Genomic DNA, 21,301 nt, shown 5'->3' on the forward strand with positions numbered 1-21,301 from the left:
CCCGCCTGCGGCGGCTCAGGCTGACGGCCGGAACTGCACGAAACCGCGCGTCACACTAAGCGTGCGTTCATGATTCGTCTCAGACAGCTACACGGAACGCTCCAGTTCCCCAAGCCAGTTACTCTCGGGTAGCCTCATCGCATCCGAGCTTGACGATCACGTTCTTCCCGCATTTCAACCTCCCAGTTTCAGGAGTTTCCCGTGCCGCAATCTCGATTCGAGTCCATCGGCGCTTATCTACCCGAGAAGCGTGTCACCACAGCAGCATTGCTTTCGCAATTGAAGGAAGTCCCCGAGTTCGATCTCGAACGCATCACGGGGGTCAAGGAGCGGCGTTTCCGCGACAACCGGCCCGGCCGCCGGGAGGACTCCTTCGTCCTGGCCATGAAGGCCGTCGAGGACAGTCTGTCCAGGTCATCCTATGCCGCAGGCGATCTCGACGTCATCATCTCCACCTCCATCACCCGCAGCAAACACGGCACCCGCATGTACATGGAGCCGTCCTTCGCCGGGGCGATCGGCCGCGCCATCGGAGCGCGCGAGGACGTCATCGCCTTCGATCTCTCGAATGCCTGCGCGGGCATGATGAGTGGCGTCTACATTCTCGACCGCATGATTCGCAGCGGCGCGGTGAAACGCGGCATCGTGGTCAGCGGCGAGGCCATCACGCCCATTGCGGAAACGGCCGTCAATGAGATTTCCAGCAAATACGATTTGCAATTCGCCTCGTTGACCGTCGGCGATTCCGGTGCGTGCGTGGTGCTGGACGAGGCCGTGGACGACAACGACAAGATCCACTACATCGAGTTGACCACCGCGTCGGAGTTCTCGCACCTGTGCCTGGGCATGCCCAGCGACAAGACCAATGGCGTGGCGCTCTACACCGACAACCGGAAGATGCACAACGAGGCGCGGTTCCTGCTGTGGACCGACACCCAGCGCAACTTCATGGAGGCGAAAGGAATCTCCTTCGCCGACGAGGGATTCGACTACATCATCCACCACCAGTTCGGCGCGGCGGCCATCCCGTTCATGAACGCCATTGCCGAGCGCGAGTTCGGCCACCCCATGCCGCCGGACCTGAATGTCATCGAGAAGTACGGAAACACCTCCAGCACTTCGCATTTCATCGTGCTGCACGATCAGCTCAGCCAGCAGGCCATCCCCACCGGGTCCAAGCTGCTGATGATCCCGGCCGCCTCCGGCGTGGTCGGCGGCTTCCTGTCCACCACCATCTCGTCGCTGAAGGTCTGAGGTTCCGCACATGGGCGTTCGCATCAAATCCACCGGAATCAGCCGGGACACTGACACTTTCAGCATCGTTGAGCTCAGCGGCCGGGCCGCGAAGGCGGCGATGGCGAGCGCGGGCATCGAGCCCGGGCAGGTCGGGGTCATGATCAACGCGGGCATCTTCCGCGACAGCAATACCGTCGAGCCCGCCGTGTCGGCGCTGATCCAGAAGGCAGCGGGCATCGGGCTGGACTATGTGAAGGAGGGACCCGCGGTCGTTCTCCTTCGATCTGATGAACGCGGGCACGGGCGTGCTCAACGCGGTGCAGGTGGCGCAGGCGGTGCTGGCCACCGGGAGCGCCGAGCATGTGCTGATCGTGTCCGGTGACACCCATCCGTCGATGACGCGGTCGGCCGCAGACGACGAATTCCCGTACGCCACAGCGGGTGCGGCGCTGCTACTGGAGCAGACCGACGAGCCGGAGGGCTTCGGCCAGGTGGTCACCCGGGCCGCCGCCGGTGCCCCGGGCCTGGAGTCCTACGTGGATGTCGAGACCATGGGCGACCGCGGCCGCGGGCTCATGACCGTGGATCGCGATCCGGACTACCTGGAACGCCTGCTGGCGGTGGCGGCCGAGGCCGCGCGGGCCGCGCTGGCGGGCAGCGATATCAACGAGACCACCACGGCGCTGATCGCCTCCACGCCCAGCGGCGAGTTCCCGGCGCTGCTGGCCGCCGAGCTCGGCATCGCGCCCGAGGCGGTGCTCACGCCGGATCTGTCGCAGGGCGATCCGCACACGGCGTCGCTGCCGCTGGCGTATCACGCTGCCGCCGAGGCGGATTCGCTCGCCGCCTACCGCGACGTGCTGTTCGTGGCGGCGGGCGCGGGCCCCTCGGCCGCCGCGGTCGTCTACCGGCTCCCGGCCCTCGCCGGAGCCGCGGCGTGACGAACGCGACCTATTGGCAGGCCATCGACCGCTTCCGCGCGGTCGTCGCCGCCGATCCGGACCGTGAGGCGGTGATCTACCCCGCGGGGAAGACCGCCTCCGGCCTGCCGGACTACCGTCACCTCACCTACCGTGAGCTCGACGAGTGGTCCGACACCATCGGCCTGCACCTGGCCGCCGCGGGCGTGGGCCGCGGCACCCGCACCATCGTGCTGGTGCTGCCCAGCCCGGAGCTCTACGCGATCATGCTGGGGCTGTTGAAGATCGGCGCGATTCCCGTGGTCATCGACCCGGGCATGGGGTTGCGCAAGATGCTCAACTGCCTGCGCGCCGCCGACGCCGAGGCGTTCATCGGCATTCCGCAGGCGCACGCGGCGCGGGTGCTGTTCGGCAAGTACTTCCGGAACGTGCGGGTGACTCTCACCGTCGGCCCGCGCTGGTTCTGGGGCGGCCCGACGCTGCGCAGTTGGGGAGCGCCGGCGGGCGCGGGCCGTCCCGGAGTCGCCGGCACGCAGGTGAACGCGGCGGTCACCGCGCGGCTCGAGGAGCTGCTGGCCACGCTGGCGGAATCACCGCGGCCCGCGGTGCGCCGCGGATTCGCCGGGGCCCGTTCACGATTCGCGGATCTGAACGCCCGACGCGACGCGCGCCGGGATGCGCACGCGCACGACATCGCGCCCTTCGACGCCTTCACCCTGCGCGAGCGGGTGCCCGCGCCCGCCGACGAGGTGCTGCTCATCGCGTACACCACGGGCAGCACCGGACCCGCCAAGGCCGTGGAGATGACCCACGGCAACCTCAGCGCCATGGTCGAGCAGGTGCATGCCGCACGTGGGCGGGTGGAGCCGGGGACCTCGCTGATCACGCTGCCGCTGGTCGGGATTCTGGACATGCTGCTCGGATCCCGGTGCGTACTACCGCCGCTGGTGCCCAGTCAGGTCGGGTCGACCGAGCCGACGCACGTGGTGGACGCCATCAACCGGTTCGGGGTGAAGACCATGTTCGCCTCGCCCGCGGTCTTGATCCCCCTGCTGCGGCATATGGAGCAGCACCGGACGCCGGTGCCGACGCTGCACAGCATCTACTCCGGCGGCGCGCCCGTGCCGGACCGGTGCATTGCCGGGCTGCGGCGGGTGCTGGCCGAAGACGCCGAGGTGTACGCGGGCTACGGGTCAACCGAGGCACTGCCCATGTCCACCATCGAATCTCGGGAACTGCTGGACGGTTTGGCCGAGCGTGCCAGGCTGGGCGACGGCACCTGTGTGGGACGGCCCGCCGAGGGGGTGCGGGCGCGGTTGGTCGCCATCACCGACGACGCCATTCCGACCTGGGCGGAGGCCGAGGCGCGTGCGGACGAGCTGACGGCGACCCGCGGCATCGGCGAGCTGGTGGTGTCGGGGCCGAACGTGAGCACCCGGTACTACTGGCCGGAGTCGGCGAACACCGCGGGCAAGATCCACGAGGGCGCGACGGTGTGGCATCGCACCGGCGATCTGGCGTGGATCGACGGCGAGGATCGAATCTGGTTCTGCGGCCGCAAGAGTCAGCGGCTGCTGACCGCCGACGGGCCGATGTTCAGCGTGCAGGTGGAGCAGGTCTTCAATACCGTCACCGGCGTCGCACGCACGGCGCTGGTCGGCGTGGGTACGCGGGGCACGCAGCTGCCGGTGCTCTGCGTCGAGGTTCGGCCCGGCGCGGACACCGCCGTGGTCGAGGCCGAATTGCGCAAGCGCGCCGCCGAATTCGATGTCACCGCACCGGTTTCCACCTTCCTGTTCCATCCGAAGTTCCCGGTCGACAGCCGCCACAATGCCAAGATCGGCCGCGAACAGCTCGCGGTCTGGGCGGCGGAGCAGCTCGGGAAGGACGATCGACGATGAAGGTGACTGTGCTGCGGGCGATTCCGGTGCTGGGCTGGGTTTACCTGGCACTGGGCCTGCTGCTGGCGGCGGGTGATCGCGCACCCGCCAACCGGCTGCTGCGGGCGGTGTTCTGGATCGACGCGTTCCTCAGCATCGTGGTGCACGCGGCCCAGATCCCGGCGGCCCTGAAGGCCACGGCGGGCACCGAGCATTCGGCGGTGAAGACGGCGGCCATGACCCAGATCTTCGGAATCACCTGGTGGAAGACTCAGGAGGCAGCGGCGTGAAGGCACTCGTCACAGGTGCGTCCGGATTCCTCGGCGGGGCCATCGTGCGCCGCCTGATCCGCGACGGCGACTATCAGGTGGCCATCCTGGCCCGGGCCACCAGCAATCTGCGGGACCTGTACGACGTGATCGACGAGGTCGAGATCATTACCGGCGATCTCACCGATCAGGTGTCCCTCGAACGCGCCACCAAGGGCGTGGACGTGGTGTTCCACAGTGCTGCGCGGGTGGACGATCGCGGCACGCGGGCGCAGTTCGTGGCCGAGAACGTCACGGCCACCGAAAATCTCGTGCGGGCGGCCAAGCGCAATGGCGCGTCCCGGTTCGTCTTCATCTCCAGCCCCAGCGCGCTCATGGACCGCGACGGCGGCGATCAGGTCGATATCGACGAATCGGCGCCCTACCCGCGGCGCTATCTGAACCTGTACTCCGAGACCAAGGCCGCGGCCGAGCGGCTCGTACTGGCTTCCAGCACAGCGGAATTCACCACCTGCGCGCTGCGGCCGCGGGCGATCTGGGGCGCGGGCGACCGGTCGGGGCCGATCGTGCGGCTGCGGGGCCGGGCGGCCGAGGGCACGCTGCCGGATCTGTCCTACGGCAAGCAGGTCAAGGCGTCGCTGTGCCATGTGGAGAACATCGCGGAGGCGTGCGTACTCGCCTCCCGGTCCGAGAACGTCGGCGGCAATGCGTATTTCATCGCCGACGCGGAGCAGACCGACGTGTGGGGGTTCCTGGGCGAGGTGGCCGGTGATCTCGGATATGCGAAGCCGACCCGGCAGCCGAATCCGAAGGTACTGGCCGCGGTGGTGGCCGCCATCGAAACCGTCTGGCGCATACCGTTCGTGGCCACCCGCTGGTCGCCGCCGCTGTCGCGGTACGTGGTGGCGCTGATGACCCGCACCGCCACCTACGACACCTCCGCCGCGACAAGGGATTTCGGGTATCAGCCGATCGTGGACCGTGATGCCGGACTGGCCGGATTCCTGGCCTGGCTGCAAACCCAGGGCGGCGTCGTCGCCCTGACCGAGAAGATCTAGGCAGGTAGGCACATGTTCCGCCGTCCCATCTCCCCCACCGAACTCATCTACTTCCCCATGCGGGATCTGGCTCCCCCGTTCCTGATGCAGCTGGTGGTGGAGGGCACGGGCAGCATCGATCCGGAGGCGCTGCGGCGCGCGGTGGTCACCGCCGCCGCGGCGAATCCGGGCGCGCGGCTGGTCCGGGAGGGCAGGCAGTGGGTCGACCGCGAGGTCGCGCCGAGCGTGCGGGTGGTCGAGCACACGCTGGAATACCCTGCGCTGGAGTCCGATCCGGTACTCACCAGCCCGATCGGGCCGACCCCGGACGCCACCGTGGAGGTGCTGCTGCTCACGGGCTCGCCGACCACCCTGGTATTCCGGGTCTTCCACGGCGTCATGGACGGCATGGGCATGGTCATGTGGGCCACCGACGTGCTGCGGGTGCTGCGCGGCGAGGAGCCGGTCGGCGCGCCCGACCCGATCGCCGATGCCGAACTGGTGCGCAAGGTCGGCGCGCCCGGGCGGCCCACGCTCATGCTGCCGAAGTTCCGCACGGCGCTCGGGCACGGGCGGCAGGAGCCGGGCGAGCACCGGCACCTGTTGCGCACCCGCACCATTCACGCCACCGGGCCCGGTGCGCTCATGCGGGTGGCGGCGCTGCTCGCCGAGGAGGGCGGCCCGGTCTCGCGCATCATGATCCCGGTCGACATCCGCCGCCACGACCCGGCGCTGCGGTCCACCGCGAATCTGGCGCTTCCGCTGTTCCTGGACGTGACGCCCGGCATGGACTGGCAGCAGCTCAACGAGATCAAGCGCGCGGGGCTGAAGGAGAACCGCGAGCTGAACCAGATGGACAACGGCGGGCTGAAGTATCTGCCGCAGGCGGCCGGTCGCGGTCTGCTGCGCACGCTGAACGTGCTGGGCGCGCGCACGGGGCTGAACCTGGCCTCGGCCACCGTCTCCCACATGGGCCGCTACGACCTGGACGAGCTCGCGGTCCCCGGCTTCAGCCCGACCGCCATCAAGGTGATGCCCCAGCACAGCGTCGCCATGCCGCTGCTCATGGGCATGACCGAATGCGGTGGACGTACCGAGCTGACCGTTTCGGTCCGCAACGGCCGCGGGATCCCCGAGCGCCTGGATGCCCTGCTGGACCGCATCGTCCGCACCTTGGAAAGCGAACTGACGCCGACGAATTCCGAAGCGACCCGCTGACCCACGCCTCACCCAGGATCGGAGTGCCCATGACCGCCGTCGACAGTTCCCCCGAGGTTGCCGAGGGCGTGGCATCGCGCGGCCCGATCGCGGCTTGGAGCCGGGTCGTGGTGACACGGCCGAAAACCGTGCTGGTGGTGGCGGTGTTGTTCGCGCTGTTGTGCGGACTGTTCGCGGCCGGATTGCAGCAGCGGGTGAGCTCGGCCGGATTCGTGGTTCCGGACGGGGAATCCGCTTCGGTGGACGCCTGGGTGACCGAGCGGCTGGGGCCGCAGAATCCGGATGTCATCGCGATCTACACCGCACCCGAGGGACAGTCGCTGGCTGACATCGGACCGCGGGTGACGGCGGCGATCGGGACGATCGATCCGGCGCTGCTGGATCGCCCGGTCGAAAGCTATTGGAACAGTTCGCGATCCCAGTTCCTGCGGTCCACCGATGGGCGACAGGCCGTCGCCGTGGTGTTCTCGGCGGGCAATGACAATCAGCGCGTCGCGGAGTATCCGAAAATCGCTGCTGCGCTGCGGGTTCCAGGACTGGATACCAAGCTGACCGGGTACAGCGCCCTGGCCGACACCATCAGCGAGCAGTCGCGCCACGATCTGGTGCTGGCCGAATCGATTTCGATTCCGCTGACCGCGCTGGTACTGGTGCTGATCTTCGGTGGCGTGGTGGCCGCCTCGCTGCCGGTGCTCATCGACACGTTGGCGGTGGTGGGCGCGCTCGGCACGGTCGGGATCATGGCGCGGCTGACCGAGGTCAGCGTGTTCGCCATGAACGTGGTGTCGCTGCTGGGGCTCGGATTGGCAATCGAATACGGGCTTTTCATTGTCGGACGGTTCCGGGAGGAGCTGAGGCGGGGCCGGTCGACCGAGGAGGCGGTAGCCCGCAGCCTGCAGACCGCCGGGCGCACGGTGCTGTTCTCGGCGCTGCTGCTCATGTGCGCGTTCGCGGGCACCTTCGTGTTCCCGCTGGCCGTGCTGCGATCGCTGGGCATCGGGGCCATCGCGGCGGTGGGGCTGGCCGCGCTGCTGTCGGTGACCGCGCTGCCCGCGATCCTCGCGCTGCTGGGTCCGCGCATCGGCAAGTGGAGCTGGCGGGCGGACGCCTTCGAGCGGTCGGAGGAACGGGCGCAACGGTTCTGGGGACGGGTCGTCACTGCGGTCATGCGCCGGCCGGGCGCGGTCGCCATCGCGGTCGGCGCGATCCTACTGGTGCTGGCGGCGCCGTTGACCGGGGTCCGGCTCGGCGACATCGACCACACCGCGCTGCCCGCCGGGAATGAAACCCGCACCGCCGTCGAGGATTTGAGCGCACATTTCCCGTCGGCCAACAGCGGCGCGACCATCCTACTGCGCGAAACCGATGGCAGCGCACCGACTTCGGCCGCCATCAGCACCGCGCTGCGGGAGATCGGCGGCGTCCGCGGCGTGCGCCAGGCCACGGCCCTCGACACCCGCGACAACACCACCGTCATCCACGCCGCCCTCGCCGCGCCGGACCGCTCCCCGCGAGCCCAGGACATCGTGCACGACCTGCGCGACCTGCGGTTGCAGGGACTGGAATTGCGGGTCGGCGGTGAGAGCGCCACCACCGTGGACAGCATTGCCGCCGTCCTGGACCGGCTCCCGCTCATGATCGCGGTCATGGTGGCGGTGACCCTGCTCATGCTGGCCCTGGCCTTCCGCTCGATCGTGTTGCCGCTCAAGGCCGTACTCATGGCGTTCCTGAGCCTGACGGCCACCTTCGGGGTGCTGACCTGGATCTTCGACAAGGGGCACCTGGCGGGCGTGCTGCACATCAGCGTCGGGCCGCTATCGGCAGGAATGCTGGTGCTGATCATCGCGGTGGTCTTCGGTCTCTCCACCGACTACGAGGTGTTCCTGCTCTCGCGCATGGTGGAGGCGCACGATGCCGGGGCCGATACCGAGGAATCCGTCCGCGTCGGCACCGTACAGACGGCTCGCGTGATCACCGCCGCCGCAACGCTTCTGGTACTGATCACCGGAGCCTTCACCCTCTCCCCGCTCACCCCCATGCGTTTCCTGGGCCTCGGCATGGTGATCGCGCTGATCATCGACGCCACCCTGGTCCGCATGCTGCTGGTCCCGGCTCTGGTCAAGCTGATGGGGCCCGCCAACTGGTGGGCCCCGGGAAATCGGAAAAAGGTTCAGCCGAAGAATTTGATCAGCGCGGGAGCCAGCACCGGCGCCTTGACCAGGTGAGTCTGCCCGGGCAGCACGCGATGTGACGCGCCCGGAATCACCTGGGCCAGTGCGGCATTGGCATTGCGCATCCACTCCGGGATCTTGCTGCCCGCGATGACCGTGACGGAATTCCGAAATCGGCCCAGCGGTCGGCGGGAAGCGTACGGCCGCGCTGGAATTCGGCGACGTATTGGATGTCATAGGCCATGGTCGGGGCCACCGTCTTCAGGTGGCTCCAGCCGGGGAACAGCGGGAACGCGGCGACCAGCAGGGCGGGCAGGCGCGCGCCCTGACGCATGAAGTATTTGACCGCCTCACCGTTCATCCCCTGCGACAGCATCGAATGCAGCTGCTCGATGTAGTCATCGGGCAACGGCGGGCGCGTGTCGTCGACCACGAACGGCACCTCGTAGAGCGCGACCTTGCGCACCGATCGCCCACTGCGCAGGTAATCCAGAATCAAGCCACCGCCGGATGAAATGCCGTACAGCATCACCGGCGCCCCGGCCAGGTCGACGATCGCGTCGAGATCCTCGAATTCGCGCTCGACGTCGAGCGGCAGATTCTCCCCGCTGCCGCCGCGCCCGCGCCGGTCATAGGTGTACACGGTGTACCTGCTCGAAAGCGCCTCGGCCAGTGCCTTGTTCGGCCCGAAGTCCTGCGCGGCGAGCCCGCCGTCCACCAGCACGACGACCGGGCCCGAACCGTATCGCGTATATGCGATGTGGGTGCCGTCCTTGGAGTCTGCGAAGCCTTTGTCGAGTTCCATGCGTCCACGGTCGCAGTTCCGCCCGGCCGGGGGAATTGCCTGGTTCGCACGGCAGCGATGCCCCTGCGGAATGAATGCGGGACGGGCATACTCGGGCGCATGGTCGAGCCGCTACCTCAGACCCCGGAGGGCGTGGAACTGCGGCATTTACGCGCCTTCGTGGCGGTCGCCGAGGAGTTGAACTTCGGCCGGGCAGCACAGCGGCTGTATGTCACCCCAGCCCGACCCACGTGCTCGTGGACCGGCTGCGCGCGCACGGCAATGCCATCCGGCACGACAGCTTCGCGGTGGAGGGGCATGCCTTCCAGATCTACTGGTCGTTCCATCCGGAGGCGGCCGAGGCCGTCCAGCGGGTCGGGGATTTCCTGCGGAACCCGGTGCCCGCCACGCCCTGAGCATCCGGCCTCGGCCCGCGGAGACGGGCGCACAACCCCCTTCGTCATGCGCGCGTCTCGACGGGCCGACACCCGACGATCAAGGTCGAAGTCGCACCGGCAATTCGGTCAGACCTCGCACGATCAGGCTCTTGCGCCAGACCGGCTCCGCACCCGCGGCCGGCTCCAGGTCCGGGTAGGCGGCGAGCAGGCGGGTGAGCGCGATACCGGCCTCCATGCGCGCCAGCGGCGCGCCGACACAGCGGTGGATGCCGTATCCGAAGGCGAGGTGGTTCTTGTCGGCGCGGTCCAGGTCGACCGTGTGCGGGTCGGCGAAGCGGGACGGGTCGCGGTCGGCCGCCGCCATGGACACCAGAATGCGCTGTCCGGCAGGGATTTCCACGCCGCCGAGGGTGACCGGGACCGTGGTGTAGCGGAAGGTGGCCTCGCTCGCGGGCGACTCGTAGCGCAGCACTTCCTCCACGAAATCCGGTACCCGCGCGGGATCCCGGTCCAACGTCTCTCGAACGGCCTTGTCGGACAGCAGGATCGCGACCGCGTTCGAGATGAGATTGACCGTGGTTTCGAAACCGGCGACCAGCAGCAGGAATACCATGCTGATCAGCTCGCGGTGCGACAGCCGGTCGCCCTCCTCGCTGGCGGTGATGAGCTCGGAGAGCAGGTCCTCGGCGGGCTCGGCGCTCTTGGCGCGGATCAGCTGGTCGATATAGGCGACGAACTGTTGCACCGCCGCACCGCGGGCCGCGGGGGTCTCGTCATTCGATACCAGGGTGGTCGACCAGGCGCGGAAGTTGTCGCGCTCCGCGCTGGGCACCCCGAGCAGCTCGCAGATGACCAGCATGGGCAGCGGAAAAGCGTAGCGGTCCAACAGGTCCAGATCGACGGTGGCGTCCGCGGCCAGCTCGGCGAGCAGCGCGTCGGCCAGTTCGGTGACGCGCGGGGCCAGCTCACGCACCGCGCGGCTGCTGAAGGCGCGATTCACCAGTGCCCGCAGCCGGGTGTGCTCGGGCGGGTCGTAGAACACCATCATGTCGCCGAACATCTGCGCGCCCGCACCGTCACCACCCAGCGCGGCCCGCGCACCCGCCGAATTCAGCGCCTTGCTGATGCCCGGGTCCAGGAACGCGGCCTTGGCCACCTCGTAATCGGTGATGAGCCAGCCGGTTCCGCCATCGGGGAACCGCACGAAATGCGCCGGGCCACGCCCGCGCAACTCGTCGTAGGCGGCGTGGGGACGCTGATAGAAATCAGCGGTCAGCGTGAACGGCGCGATGGCCGATTCACTTGCCGTGACAGTGTTCTCATGCCCCATGATCGGCGACTCTAACAGCGCCCGACCTTTCCCGCCCTGCCATCGCGCTGCATACACTCGCAGTGCATATGCCTTGCCCGGCGGCACTATTCGGCGGATCGGGCCGCCAGCACCGCGTCGTAGAGTTCCCGCCGCGAGGCCCCGGTCGCCGCCGACACCTCGGCGCAGGCGTCCTTGAGCCGCAACCCGGACGCGATCAACGCCTCCACCTGACCTACCAGGTCGGCGGGCTCCGCCGAAACCGGTTGCGCGCCTTCGAGAACCACCGTGATCTCCCCGCGCACGCCCTCGACCGCCCAAGCCGCCAGTTCGCCCAGGCTGCCGCGCACCACTTCCTCGTAGGTCTTGGTCAGCTCGCGGCACACCGCCCCGCGCCGATCCGGCCCGAGCACCTCGACCGCGTCGGCCAGGCAATCCGCGAGCCGATGCGGAGCCTCGAAGAAGGCGACCGCCCGCGGTTCGGCCGTCAGGGTCCGCAGCCACTCCTTGCGCTGCCCGGACTTGCGGGGCGCGAACCCGTCGAAACAGAACCGCTCGACCGGCAGCCCCGACAATGCCAGCGCCGTGGTCACCGCCGAGGGCCCCGGCAGACAGGTGATCGGCAGATCCGCTTCCACACACGCCGCCACCATCCGATAACCCGGATCGCTCACCGACGGCATCCCGGCATCGGTCACCAGCAGAACGGTCTTCCCGGCCCGTATCTCCTCGAGCAGCATGGGAATCCGCGCGGTCTCCACGTGGTCGTAGAAACTCACCACCCGCCCCGAGATCTCCACCTCGAGCGCCTTCGCCAACGATTTCGTGCGCCGCGTGTCCTCGGCGGCCACCACATCGGCCGACCCCAGCGCATCCCGCAATCGCTGCGACGCGTCCCCGATATCCCCCATCGGCGTAGCCGCCAAGACCAGCCGCCCCACGGTCCCCGGCTCCACGCCCATGCAAATCCGCCTCTCCACGATTGCCGCTCGCACCGCGCACCGGCACACCGGCCGCCGAATGCCGCCCTCCGAACCTACCGCCGCGCCCACGACCAGCGACGTCTGGGGCGAACCCCACCCCGCGCCCGGGTCGCGGGCCCCGCGGGTTCGGCGACGGGCTGGGCAGCGGGGCAGGACTCGGGGGCACGCACCGCTTACGATCGACGGCGTGACCCAGGTGACCGACGCGCGACCGGCAGCGGAGGGGGCGGAGACGGCGGCGCTGTCCAGTCCGGCTCCGCTGCTGCCCTCACCCGATTTCGGGCCCACGGATTGGGCTCGGGGGTGGGTGGTCACGCTGGTGCTGACGGCCATCACCGCCATCACCCGGTTCCTGCTGCTGAACTATCCGACGGATCTGCACACGCCCGTCTTCGACGAGAAGCATTACGCGCCGCAGGCGTGGCAACTGCTCACCAATGGCGGGGTGGAGGACAACCCGGGCTACGGGCTGGTGGTGCATCCGCCGGTCGGCAAGCAGATGATCGCGCTCGGGGAGGCGATCTTCGGGTACGGGCCGTGGGGGTGGCGGTTCACCGCCGCCGTCTCGGGAACGCTGCTGGTGCTGTTGGTGATTCGCATTGTGCGACGGATGACGCGGTCCACGCTGATCGGCGCGTTCACGGGCATTCTGCTGATCTGCGACGGGCTCACCTTCGTGTCGTCCCGGATCGGGATGCTCGACATCTTCCAGGCCCTGTTCGTGACGGCCGCCTTCGGCTGCCTGGTGGTCGATCGCGACGACATCCGGGCCCGCATCGCGCTGGTCGCCGCCGAGGGGCGAATAGACGACTCCGAATTCGGACCGCGATTCGGCGTGCGCTGGTGGCGCTGCGGCGCGGGCGTGCTGCTCGGGCTGGCATGCGGCACCAAATGGTCCGGGGCGTACTGGATCATCGCCTTCACCGCGCTGTCGCTGGTCTTCGACCTCTCGGCGCGACGCGGCTACCGGGTGCGATTGCCCTGGTCGGGCGTTGCGATCCGCGACTTCGTGCCGACCGTCTACGCGCTGTGCGTCATCCCGGTCCTCGTGTACCTGGCCTCCTTCTGGGGGTGGTTCGCCAGTGAGACCAGCTACGATCGGTACGCGGTCGGCGTGCGGGTCGGACGCGACGGCTTCTTCTCCTGGGTGCCGAGCGCGCTGCGCGGGATCTGGTTCTACGGCGGCGAGGTGCTCACCTTCCACAAGGAGCTCACCAATTCCGCGGACAATCACCATCCGTGGGAATCCAAGCCGTGGACCTGGTTCATGGGGCTGCGGCCGATGCTCTACTACTACGCCGACACCAACGTGACCGGCTGCGGCCAGGCCACCTGTGTGAAGGCCGTGATGGCGATCGGCACCCCGGCACTGTGGTGGCTGTGCTTCCCCATGCTGGCCTGGGCCATCTGGCGCAGCGCGGTGCGCCGCGACTGGCGCTATGCCGCCGTGCTGGTCGGCTACGGCGCGGGCATCCTGCCGTGGTTCCTGGATCTGAACCGGCAGATGTACTTCTTCTACGCGGTGCCGCTCGCGCCGTTCCTGGCCATGGGCGTGGCGCTGGCCCTGGGCGACATCCTCGGCCACGCGCCACCCAGCGGCCGACGGCTCTCGGGCGCGCCGGGCTGGCAGCAGACCTTTCTCCCGTCGAGTGAACGGCAGGGCTTGGGCCTGCTGGTGGTCTGCCTCTACCTGGCCATGGTCATCGTCAATTTCATTTGGCTGTGGCCGATTCTGACGGCGCAGCCCATCACCCCGGGCAGCTGGCACGAACACCTGTGGCTGCCGAGCTGGCGGTAGGGATCAGCCGACGGTCCGGGTTTCGCCGAGCGCGGCGTGCAAGTAACGGACCGCCGCGTCGTCGTCGAGGCCCAGCCGCCGGATCACCGCGACGTACTCCGTCGCGGCGCGCCCGGCCAGGTCCCGGGTCGGGTCGCCCGAGGAGGCGATGAAAGAGCCCAGCCGCCCCCGGGTTTCGAGGACGCCGTCCTGCTCCAGCTCACGGTAGGCGCGCGCCACCGTGTTCGGGGCCAGCCTCAGCGTCGCCGCCAGCGCCCGCACCGTGGGGATCTTCGTCCCGGCGGCGAGCTCGCCGGAGCGGACCCGGGCGATGATGCCCTGCCGCAGTTGCTCGTACGGCGGGACCGTCGAGTGGTGGTCGACCGGGATGTCCAGCATGGCTTCATCACACCTCGTCACGCGACAGCGGGCAGGACAGGCAGCGCGGACCGCCACGGCCGGAACCCAACTCGGAGCCGGGGATGCGCAGCACCTCGATTCCGGCGTCTTCGAGCCGCGCATTGGTGTTCTCATTGCGTTCGTAGGCCACCACCACGCCGGGGGCCAGGGCGAGGGTGTCGTTGCCGTCGTCCCACTGCTCCCGTTCGGCGGTGACACCGTCCAGACCGGTGTCGACCACCCGCAGCTTCCCGATGCCCATGGCCTCGGCGGCCACCCGCAGGAAGGGATCCGGGCCGGAGATGCTCACGCCGTGCCCCTCCTCCTTGCGAATGGTGAAGGCGCACAGTTCATCCTGGATGGCCGGGTACATCACCACCGCGTCGACGTCCACCATGGTGCAGACGGTGTCGAGATGCATGGTCGCACGGGTCTGCTCGATCGGCACCACGAGCACGGTGTGGGCCAGATCGTCCTCGAACAGACTGCGCGCCAGGGCTTCCGCACCCGCGGCCGTGGTGCGCTCGCCCACCCCGACCGCCACCACGCCGGGCGCGAGCAACAGCACATCGCCGCCCTCGATGGGCGCCTGATGCGATTCGTAGGCCCGCCGCACACCCAGGAAGCGGGGGTGGAACGCGTAAATCAGGTCGGTGAGCGAGGTTTCGCGCGCCCGCGCCGGCAGCGCGAGGGAGGTGATGGCCACCCGCGGCCCGACCCAGAACGAGGAATCACGCGTGAACAGCAGGTTCGGCAGCGGATCGATGACGAAGTCGTGCCCGTGGTGCATGCGCCGCACCAGCGAGGTGGCGTCCGGGCCGAAGGGCAGTTCGTCGAATGTCATGCCGGACATCAGGATCTGGGCCAGCTCGGGCGCGGGCACCCGGCGCAGATGCGCGGCCAGCTCGTCGGCGAGTACGTGGCCGAGTCGCCGCGCGTCCACCGCGCCCGAAATGCCCTGAATGCGCGCGGCCCCGCTCGTCTCGAGAGTCTGGGTCAGCACCTCGGCGAGCAGCAACACCTCCACCCCGCGCCCGCGCAACACCCCGGCGAAGGCGTCGTGCTCCTGCTGCGCGCGCTCCACCCAGGGGATGGCGTCGAACAGCAACTGGTCGTTATTGCGCGGGGTGAGCCTGCGCAGCTCGTCGCCCGGGCGGTGCAGAAGCACCGTGCGCAGCGCGCCGACCTCCGAGGTCACGGAAAACGGTCGCGCCGTGGGTGCGGCCTTTGTTCCCATGACACGACGGTAGTTCCCTTCGGCACGGATGGCATGCAATTCGCACCGGCGAAAAACCTGGAGTAATGTTCAGGTGTGCAGACCGCGTCGTGGCAGGCGAAGGAGCTGACCCCCGGTCAGCTGGCCCAGCGGGCCGGAGTTTCGGTGTCCGCCTTGCATTTCTACGAACGTGAGGGCTTGATCACAGCCCGCCGAACCAGCGGCAACCAACGCCGCTACCCCCGGGAAACCCTGCGCCGCGTGGCCTTCATCCGCATCTCACAGCGTGTCGGCATTCCGCTGGCCGCGATCCGTCGCGCCCTCGACAATCTGCCCGACGGCCGCAACCCCAGCCGGCGGGACTGGGAAACGCTGTCCACCACCTGGCGCGCCGACCTCGACGACCGCATCGAACAGCTGATCCGCCTGCGCGACAACCTCACCGGCTGCATCGGCTGCGGGTGCCTGTCGCTGGGGGTGTGCAAGATCTTCAATGCCCACGACCACCTCGGCGACGAGGGCCCGGGCGCGCGCGTGCTGGACACGCACGCGGCCGAGAACTGCACCAAGCCCGGGGTCTGCGGCCCCGATTCCGCGTAGCGCCGCACCCCGTCATTTCGGGGCGTTGGAAACCTCCGCCCGGGGCAGGAACGTGGTGAACAGGTCGTTGGCGCGCCGCATGACGAACTCGTAGGGCCAGGCGAACTTGCGGGCCCACCAGTAGCCGAAGCGGATGTCGAACTGGGTGTGGATGAGATAGGTCCCCTTCTCCACACCCTTCAGGATCGTCTCGGCCACCTCTTCGGGCGACTTGGCGTGGCGGCGGAAGCGCTTGATCCAAGCCTGGATTCGCGGATCGTCGCGGTCCACCCCGATCACGTCCACGGACTGCACCAGCAGCGTGTCGACCGCGCCCGGGACGACCAGGTGCACGGTGATGCCGTGCCGCTCCAGGTCGAAACGCAGCACCTCCGACACGCCGCGCAGGCCGAACTTGCTGGCGCTGTAGGCGGCGTGCCACGGGAAGGCGAGCAGTCCGGCGGCGGAGGAGACATTGACCAGCGCGCCACCGCGTTTCGCCTCGATCATGGGCGGCACGAAGTTCTCGATGACATGGATGGGGCCCATGAGGTTCACATCGATCATGCGCTTCCAGTGCCGGTGCTCGAGGTTCTCCACCGTGCCCCAGGCGGAGATGCCCGCGATGTTCATCACCACGTCCAGCGAGCCGATCTGGTCGTGTACCTTCTCGGCGAAGGCGGTGACGGCGTCGTAATCGCTGATATCCAGGGCCGCGGCCACCTCGACGATGCCGCCGCCGGACCGGATGGATTCGACGGTCGCGTCCAGCCCGTCGGTGTTCACGTCGGTGAGCACCAGCCGCGCGCCCTTGCGGGCGGCGGCCAGCGCCGTGGCCCGGCCGATGCCGCTCGCCGCGCCGGTTATCAAGGTTTTCTTGCCGCTCAGGCCACGATCACGCACGCCAATCCATCCTTATTCGACAGCCCTGTCAGCCCGCACGCTACTACGCGAACACAATTGTTCGCGAGTCGGGCGAGTACCCGTTACGCCCCTATTTTCCTGGGCACTCGCGCCGAAGTCAGGCATTCGACACGGGGTCGGGGAAAGTTAGGGAATCGTGCCCGCACGGCGACCCGGCGGGTACGGGTCAGGAACCGGGCAGGACCGACCGGCTCGCACCCGGCAGGTCCAGATCGAGTGCGATCCGCCCCGCCGCCAGATGCTCCTCGACCTCCTCGGCCGGCATCGGCCGCGCGATCAGAAAGCCCTGCGCGCGATAGCAGCCCAGCGCCACCAGCGTGCGCGCCGCCACCGTGGTCTCCACGCCCTCGCCGACCACCCCGAGGCCGAACGAACCGGCAAGGCCCACAATCGATTTCACGATCGCCAGGTCGTCGGCGCTGGCGCCCAGCCGCTGCACGAAGCCGCGATCGATCTTCACCGCGTCCACCGGCAGCGCCTTCAGATGCGACAGCGAGGAATACCCGGTGCCGAAGTCGTCGATGGCGATCTGCACGCCCATCCGCTTGAGCCCGCGCAGCGTCACCTGGGTGCGCGCGAGATCCTGCACCACAACGTGTTCGGTGATCTCCAGGCACACCGAGGAGCCGTCGATCCCGTACCGGCGCAGCACCCCCTCCATGGTCTCCACGAAATCCAGGCTCACCAGCTGCACCGGCGACACATTGATGCGAATAACCACATTCGACGCCAGCCCGCGCCGCCGCCAGCTCGCGAACTGCTCGGCCGCGGTGCGAATCACCCACCGCCCCAACTCACCCGCCAGATTGGTGGCCTCCGCGACACCCACGAACGCACCAGGCGGCAGCAGCCCGCGGGTCGGATGCTGCCAGCGCACAAGAGCTTCCAGCGCCACCACCCGCCCGGTCCGCAGATCCACCTCGGGCTGATAGTGCAGCACCAGCGACCCGTCGGCCACCGCCCCGCGCAGGTTCAACTCCACATCGTCCTGCAGCTCGAACTGCGCCCGCATGGCATCGGTGAACACCGCCACGCCATTGCCACCGCTCGACTTCGCCGACAGCAGTGCGTGATTGGCGCGCCGCAGCACATCCGACACGGTGGTTTCGCCCGGAATCCCCAGCGCCACACCCACACTCGCCCCGCGGCTCACGGTCTCCCCGCCCACCGTGACCCGCCGCCCGATCAGCTGCTGAATCCGGCTCGCCTCCCGCTCGGCCGCGGCGGCATCCATCGGCTTGGCCGGCACGATGACGAACTCGTCACCGCCCAGCCGGGCGATCATGTCGCCGACATCGAGATTCTCACGCAACCGCGCGGCAAGCGTGCGAATGAAGTTGTCCCCGGCCGTGTGCCCGAGGAAGTCGTTGAGCGCCTTGAGCCGATCGAGATCCAGGAAGAACGCCGCCACCGGTCCGGCGCACCCGGACCCGAGTCTCTCCTCCATGTGCTCGAGCAGCGCACGACGATTGGCCAGCCCGGTCAGATCGTCGTGCATGGCGATGAAGCGCAACCGTTCCTCGGCGACCACGCGCGCCTGCAACTGCGCGAACAAGGCGGCAATCGCCTTGAGGACATTGAGCTCTCGGGTACTCCACTCCCGATCGCCCTCCTTGATGAAGCCGAGCATTCCCGTCGCTCGACCGCGCGACACCAGCGGCACGGCGGCAGCGGAGACGGCTTCGATACCGGAGGCTTGTTGGATAAGCCGCTGATAGTCGGCGAATTCGGAGGTCGGCCTGATGATGATCGGATCGGTGATTTCGCCGAATCGCGTCAAGACCGCATCCGGATCGTCGAAGCTGGCCACCTGCAACGGGTCACCCTCGGTGAGCACCGGCCGCTGGGGCCACTCCGCAATGAGAACCGATGCCTGCCGGGCTTCATCGGTAAAGCGGAGAAAACTGAAATCGACGTCGAAATGCTCCACCAACCAGGAAAGCACCCGTTCGCTCGCGGCCGCCATCGTAGAGACATCGACCGCCATCAACTCCGAGGCGACCTGGGTCACCAGTGAGTCGAGCGTTCGCCGAGGCACGTTCTCTCCGATCTCACTCGCCGCGCGGGTCCGCACCCGGTACGGGACGTCGCCTGCTGCGAACCGTGGGCTCGGCCGCATACCCAAAACGCAGTACCGACGCCACCGTTTCGTGCCCGGGGACTTCCAACAGTTCCAGGAAGCTTCCTTGAAGTGACGTTAGTGTATCGGCGAACTCCGGGGAAACCGTTCGTAGTTCCTCGGGGCGTCGGGCATACAGGAATACCGGCGACACGGGCTGGACCGCCAGATCGTGGCGTTCGGCGGCGATCCAGAGACGCTGCAACGCCGCCCCGGCATCGGCATACGCGAGCAGTCCCGATCGGTCGTCGTGCGACAACGCCGGGATGGTGAGGGCCACCACCGCCGAACTGGACCGGACCTTCTCCAGTGTCGCTCCGACCAGCGCTTGGCCGCCCGACCACGCGTGCAACTGGGCCATCACGTCCGCGCGGCGGGCGATATCGAGCTTGACCAGTTCATCGGGCGCGAGATCCAGCGTGCGCAAATCCATCCCGGTTCGCAGATCATCACCGGGCCAGCGCAATTCGGACATCATCTCCGCGTGCAATGCCGGCGTCAGGTAGCGGGCCCGCTCCGATTCAGCGAGAATCCGCGCCGCGGTTTCGATGCGGTCCCGGTCGGTGACCATATGCAACTCCGCACCGGCACGTCGCGCGGTCGCGACGAGCGCGTCCAGCACCTCGGCCGGAATCGGCGAGCCAGTTCCGTCGCGCCTATTGGTATGTCTTGCGAGCAATGCCGAATAGTCACGCGCCAGTTCCGGATCGGTGCCCGAACCCCACCGCAGTACGGCGGTGAGCGAATCCGGGCCGCCCGAATTCAGTTCGCTCGCGCCGAGCAGACCGTACACGGCGGCGGCGGCGCGTGCGTTGTACAACGCGGCGCCGACCGCCACCGCACTCGCCCGGTAGCCGATATCCATCAGCGAAGAGTGTTCGGGCGCAAGTTCGATCGTCAGCTCACCGGTGCCGACCCGCAGCGTCCAGGGCTGTGCGTTCCCGCCCGAGGGCGCCCGTTGAGCACATTCGAGCACAGCCGCCAGATCGGATTCCGGGGCGGGCTCGGAGGGATCGTCCGGCCACACCAGCTCTTCGGGCAGCTCCGGCTCGGCGATCTCATCCAGGCATTTCTCTATGTCGACCCGGGTACGCCCCGATGGGAGCTTGTGCCCGAGCCCGATCCGCCGCACCGCCGCCGCCACGTTGGAACCGCCGCTCTGCACATCGGACGCCAGTTGCGGCCAGCTGTTGAGGGTCTCGCCGATCTCCACCATGCTCGCGGCGAGCGTGGCGGAAAGGTTGGAACCGTCCAGTATTCGGACGGCATAGGGCGCCTTCGCCCGGGTGGACAATCCCCGCAGCTCCGCGGCGGTCACGCCACCGAGCAAGCCGTGGAAGGGCTCACGGCCCGGCTCCAGGTCGAAGCGCTCGACATCGAGCAGGCCGCGGTCGCTGGAATGCATGACCAGGGGCAGCCGGTGTCGGCGAGCGCCCTCACGCACGGCGAGCTTGATGTCGAACGAATCGCATTCCTCGACAACGATGTCCAGGCCGGTGAGGAAGGCATCCATATTCTCGTCGTCGAGTCCGCCCGGGAAGACCTCCACCGGCAGGTAGGGATCGAGTTCGGCGATCCGCCGGGCCGCGACCACGGCCTTGTTCACCCCGATGTCGAACAGTGTGCCGGGAATACGGTTGAGATTCGACAGCTCCATGATGTCGAAATCGGCCAGCCGCAGTAGACCGCAGGTGCCCTCCATGGCCAGCACATGGGCGACGGCGTGCCCGACGCTCTGGCCGACGACACCGATCGCCTGGGCGCCGAGGATGTCCTGTTCGGCGCGGGTGAGGTTGTTGCGGTTCCGGTCGAGTCGAACAGCGCGCAGCAGTCGCGGGCCGGGGAGCGCGAGGATCCGATGCCGCCACGGGTAATAAACCCATCTATCCGATTCGGATGTTTCGGACAATTCCGGCGGATCTACCAGGCTCGCGAACTCGGCCCGGAGCAAATCCCGAATGTCCAAGGATTCGATCGCCGGATCCGAACGCAGCTCAGCTAATCGAGAGGCATCCACGGCATTGAATTCGTCGAGCAGGAGCGGTCGATAATCAATGCCTCCAACGCCATGTTCGATCATGA

Annotated in this window: 19 protein-coding genes and 1 pseudogene; 12 read left to right on the forward strand and 8 right to left on the reverse strand. The window is 68.3% G+C overall.

Annotated features, from left to right (window positions below; all coding sequences use genetic code 11):
- Positions 1-201: 201 nt before the first annotated feature.
- From NS2_RS16880 to NS2_RS16910, 8 genes are all read left to right on the forward strand, one after another.
- Complete coding sequence (locus tag NS2_RS16880; protein WP_033088503.1) at positions 202-1,254, forward strand: 3-oxoacyl-ACP synthase III family protein; 1,053 nt, start codon at positions 202-204, stop codon at positions 1,252-1,254.
- Positions 1,255-1,264: 10 nt separating this feature from the next.
- The gene (locus NS2_RS37550) at positions 1,265-1,618 is read left to right on the forward strand and encodes a hypothetical protein (protein ID WP_228102656.1); all 354 of its coding nucleotides are present in this window, start codon (positions 1,265-1,267) and stop codon (positions 1,616-1,618) included.
- Positions 1,524-2,177: a hypothetical protein gene (locus NS2_RS16885; protein ID WP_228102657.1), complete on the forward strand. Its 654-nt coding sequence runs from the start codon at positions 1,524-1,526 to the stop codon at positions 2,175-2,177. Before NS2_RS37550 ends, NS2_RS16885 begins: the two co-directional genes overlap by 95 nt.
- The gene (locus tag NS2_RS16890) at positions 2,174-4,057 is read left to right on the forward strand and encodes an AMP-binding protein (protein ID WP_036577686.1); all 1,884 of its coding nucleotides are present in this window, start codon (positions 2,174-2,176) and stop codon (positions 4,055-4,057) included. The genes NS2_RS16885 and NS2_RS16890 overlap by 4 nt, the downstream gene beginning before the upstream one ends.
- Entirely contained in the window at positions 4,054-4,326 is a 273-nt protein-coding gene (locus NS2_RS16895) for a hypothetical protein (protein ID WP_033088504.1), read from the forward strand. Before NS2_RS16890 ends, NS2_RS16895 begins: the two co-directional genes overlap by 4 nt.
- On the forward strand, positions 4,323-5,363 hold the full coding sequence (locus tag NS2_RS16900; protein ID WP_147207210.1) for an SDR family NAD(P)-dependent oxidoreductase: 1,041 nt from the start codon (positions 4,323-4,325) through the stop codon (positions 5,361-5,363). The genes NS2_RS16895 and NS2_RS16900 overlap by 4 nt, the downstream gene beginning before the upstream one ends.
- Positions 5,364-5,375: 12 nt before the next feature.
- Complete coding sequence (locus NS2_RS16905) at positions 5,376-6,560, forward strand: hypothetical protein (protein ID WP_033088506.1); 1,185 nt, start codon at positions 5,376-5,378, stop codon at positions 6,558-6,560.
- An 86-nt stretch (positions 6,561-6,646) separates the two neighbouring features.
- The gene (locus NS2_RS16910) at positions 6,647-8,785 is read left to right on the forward strand and encodes an MMPL family transporter (protein WP_052086578.1); all 2,139 of its coding nucleotides are present in this window, start codon (positions 6,647-6,649) and stop codon (positions 8,783-8,785) included.
- 37 nt (positions 8,786-8,822) lie between these two features.
- Here the strand turns inward: NS2_RS16910 and NS2_RS16915 are convergent, their stop codons facing one another.
- A complete protein-coding gene (locus NS2_RS16915; RefSeq protein WP_222594874.1) occupies positions 8,823-9,536 on the reverse strand; it encodes an alpha/beta fold hydrolase in 714 nt (237 codons plus the stop codon).
- Positions 9,537-9,668: 132 nt separating this feature from the next.
- Here NS2_RS16915 and NS2_RS37555 point away from each other — a divergent pair.
- Positions 9,669-9,773, forward strand: a pseudogene (locus NS2_RS37555) (LysR family transcriptional regulator); the annotation flags it as partial.
- Positions 9,767-9,931, forward strand: coding sequence for an alpha/beta hydrolase family protein (locus tag NS2_RS36075; RefSeq protein WP_155239141.1), 165 nt, complete (start codon positions 9,767-9,769; stop codon positions 9,929-9,931). The pseudogene NS2_RS37555 and the gene NS2_RS36075, both read left to right, overlap by 7 nt.
- A gap of 79 nt (positions 9,932-10,010) precedes the next feature.
- Here the strand turns inward: NS2_RS36075 and NS2_RS16925 are convergent, their stop codons facing one another.
- Together NS2_RS16925 and rsmI are read right to left on the reverse strand one after the other, a co-directional pair.
- Positions 10,011-11,243, reverse strand: a complete 1,233-nt coding sequence (locus NS2_RS16925; RefSeq protein ID WP_081986002.1) for a cytochrome P450 family protein — start codon at positions 11,241-11,243, stop codon at positions 10,011-10,013.
- An 86-nt stretch (positions 11,244-11,329) separates the two neighbouring features.
- Positions 11,330-12,184 (reverse strand): 16S rRNA (cytidine(1402)-2'-O)-methyltransferase, encoded by an 855-nt coding sequence (rsmI, locus tag NS2_RS16930; RefSeq protein ID WP_033088507.1) that lies wholly within the window; start codon positions 12,182-12,184, stop codon positions 11,330-11,332.
- Positions 12,185-12,392: 208 nt separating this feature from the next.
- Between rsmI and NS2_RS16935 the strand changes: the two genes are divergently transcribed.
- Positions 12,393-14,003 (forward strand): dolichyl-phosphate-mannose--protein mannosyltransferase, encoded by a 1,611-nt coding sequence (locus NS2_RS16935; RefSeq protein WP_370737299.1) that lies wholly within the window; start codon positions 12,393-12,395, stop codon positions 14,001-14,003.
- A gap of 3 nt (positions 14,004-14,006) precedes the next feature.
- Here NS2_RS16935 and NS2_RS16940 read toward each other — a convergent pair whose 3' ends face one another.
- Together NS2_RS16940 and NS2_RS16945 are read right to left on the reverse strand one after the other, a co-directional pair.
- Positions 14,007-14,381 (reverse strand): GntR family transcriptional regulator, encoded by a 375-nt coding sequence (locus tag NS2_RS16940; RefSeq protein ID WP_033088508.1) that lies wholly within the window; start codon positions 14,379-14,381, stop codon positions 14,007-14,009.
- A 7-nt stretch (positions 14,382-14,388) separates the two neighbouring features.
- Entirely contained in the window at positions 14,389-15,618 is a 1,230-nt protein-coding gene (locus NS2_RS16945) for an arginine deiminase (protein WP_045437952.1), read from the reverse strand.
- 75 nt (positions 15,619-15,693) lie between these two features.
- On the opposite strand from NS2_RS16945, the gene soxR reads away from it, so the two are divergent.
- Positions 15,694-16,197, forward strand: coding sequence for a redox-sensitive transcriptional activator SoxR (gene soxR, locus NS2_RS16950; RefSeq protein ID WP_033088510.1), 504 nt, complete (start codon positions 15,694-15,696; stop codon positions 16,195-16,197).
- A gap of 12 nt (positions 16,198-16,209) precedes the next feature.
- On the opposite strand, the gene NS2_RS16955 is transcribed toward soxR, so the two are convergent.
- The 3 genes from NS2_RS16955 to NS2_RS16965 form a co-directional block, all read right to left on the reverse strand.
- A complete protein-coding gene (locus tag NS2_RS16955) occupies positions 16,210-17,079 on the reverse strand; it encodes an SDR family oxidoreductase (RefSeq protein WP_096490728.1) in 870 nt (289 codons plus the stop codon).
- 187 nt (positions 17,080-17,266) lie between these two features.
- A complete protein-coding gene (locus NS2_RS16960; RefSeq protein ID WP_045437968.1) occupies positions 17,267-19,087 on the reverse strand; it encodes a putative bifunctional diguanylate cyclase/phosphodiesterase in 1,821 nt (606 codons plus the stop codon).
- Between the two features lie 64 nt (positions 19,088-19,151).
- Positions 19,152-21,299: an Rv1355c family protein gene (locus NS2_RS16965; RefSeq protein ID WP_033088512.1), complete on the reverse strand. Its 2,148-nt coding sequence runs from the start codon at positions 21,297-21,299 to the stop codon at positions 19,152-19,154.
- Positions 21,300-21,301: the final 2 nt, after the last annotated feature.

The sequence above is a fragment of the Nocardia seriolae NBRC 15557 genome (assembly GCF_007990715.1).
Lineage (GTDB): Bacteria > Actinomycetota > Actinomycetes > Mycobacteriales > Mycobacteriaceae > Nocardia > Nocardia seriolae.

Coding starts and splice junctions, on each gene's coding strand:
- NS2_RS37550 (WP_228102656.1), top strand. CDS start 1,265: ATGGGCGTTCGCATCAAATCCACCGGAATCAGCCGGGACACTGACACT.
- NS2_RS16885 (WP_228102657.1), top strand. CDS start 1,524: ATGAACGCGGGCACGGGCGTGCTCAACGCGGTGCAGGTGGCGCAGGCG.
- NS2_RS16895 (WP_033088504.1), top strand. CDS start 4,054: ATGAAGGTGACTGTGCTGCGGGCGATTCCGGTGCTGGGCTGGGTTTAC.
- NS2_RS16905 (WP_033088506.1), top strand. CDS start 5,376: ATGTTCCGCCGTCCCATCTCCCCCACCGAACTCATCTACTTCCCCATG.
- NS2_RS16915 (WP_222594874.1), bottom strand. CDS start 9,536: ATGGAACTCGACAAAGGCTTCGCAGACTCCAAGGACGGCACCCACATC.
- NS2_RS16925 (WP_081986002.1), bottom strand. CDS start 11,243: ATGGGGCATGAGAACACTGTCACGGCAAGTGAATCGGCCATCGCGCCG.
- rsmI (WP_033088507.1), bottom strand. CDS start 12,184: ATGGGCGTGGAGCCGGGGACCGTGGGGCGGCTGGTCTTGGCGGCTACG.
- NS2_RS16940 (WP_033088508.1), bottom strand. CDS start 14,381: ATGCTGGACATCCCGGTCGACCACCACTCGACGGTCCCGCCGTACGAG.
- NS2_RS16945 (WP_045437952.1), bottom strand. CDS start 15,618: ATGGGAACAAAGGCCGCACCCACGGCGCGACCGTTTTCCGTGACCTCG.
- NS2_RS16960 (WP_045437968.1), bottom strand. CDS start 19,087: ATGGCGGTCGATGTCTCTACGATGGCGGCCGCGAGCGAACGGGTGCTT.
- NS2_RS16965 (WP_033088512.1), bottom strand. CDS start 21,299: ATGATCGAACATGGCGTTGGAGGCATTGATTATCGACCGCTCCTGCTC.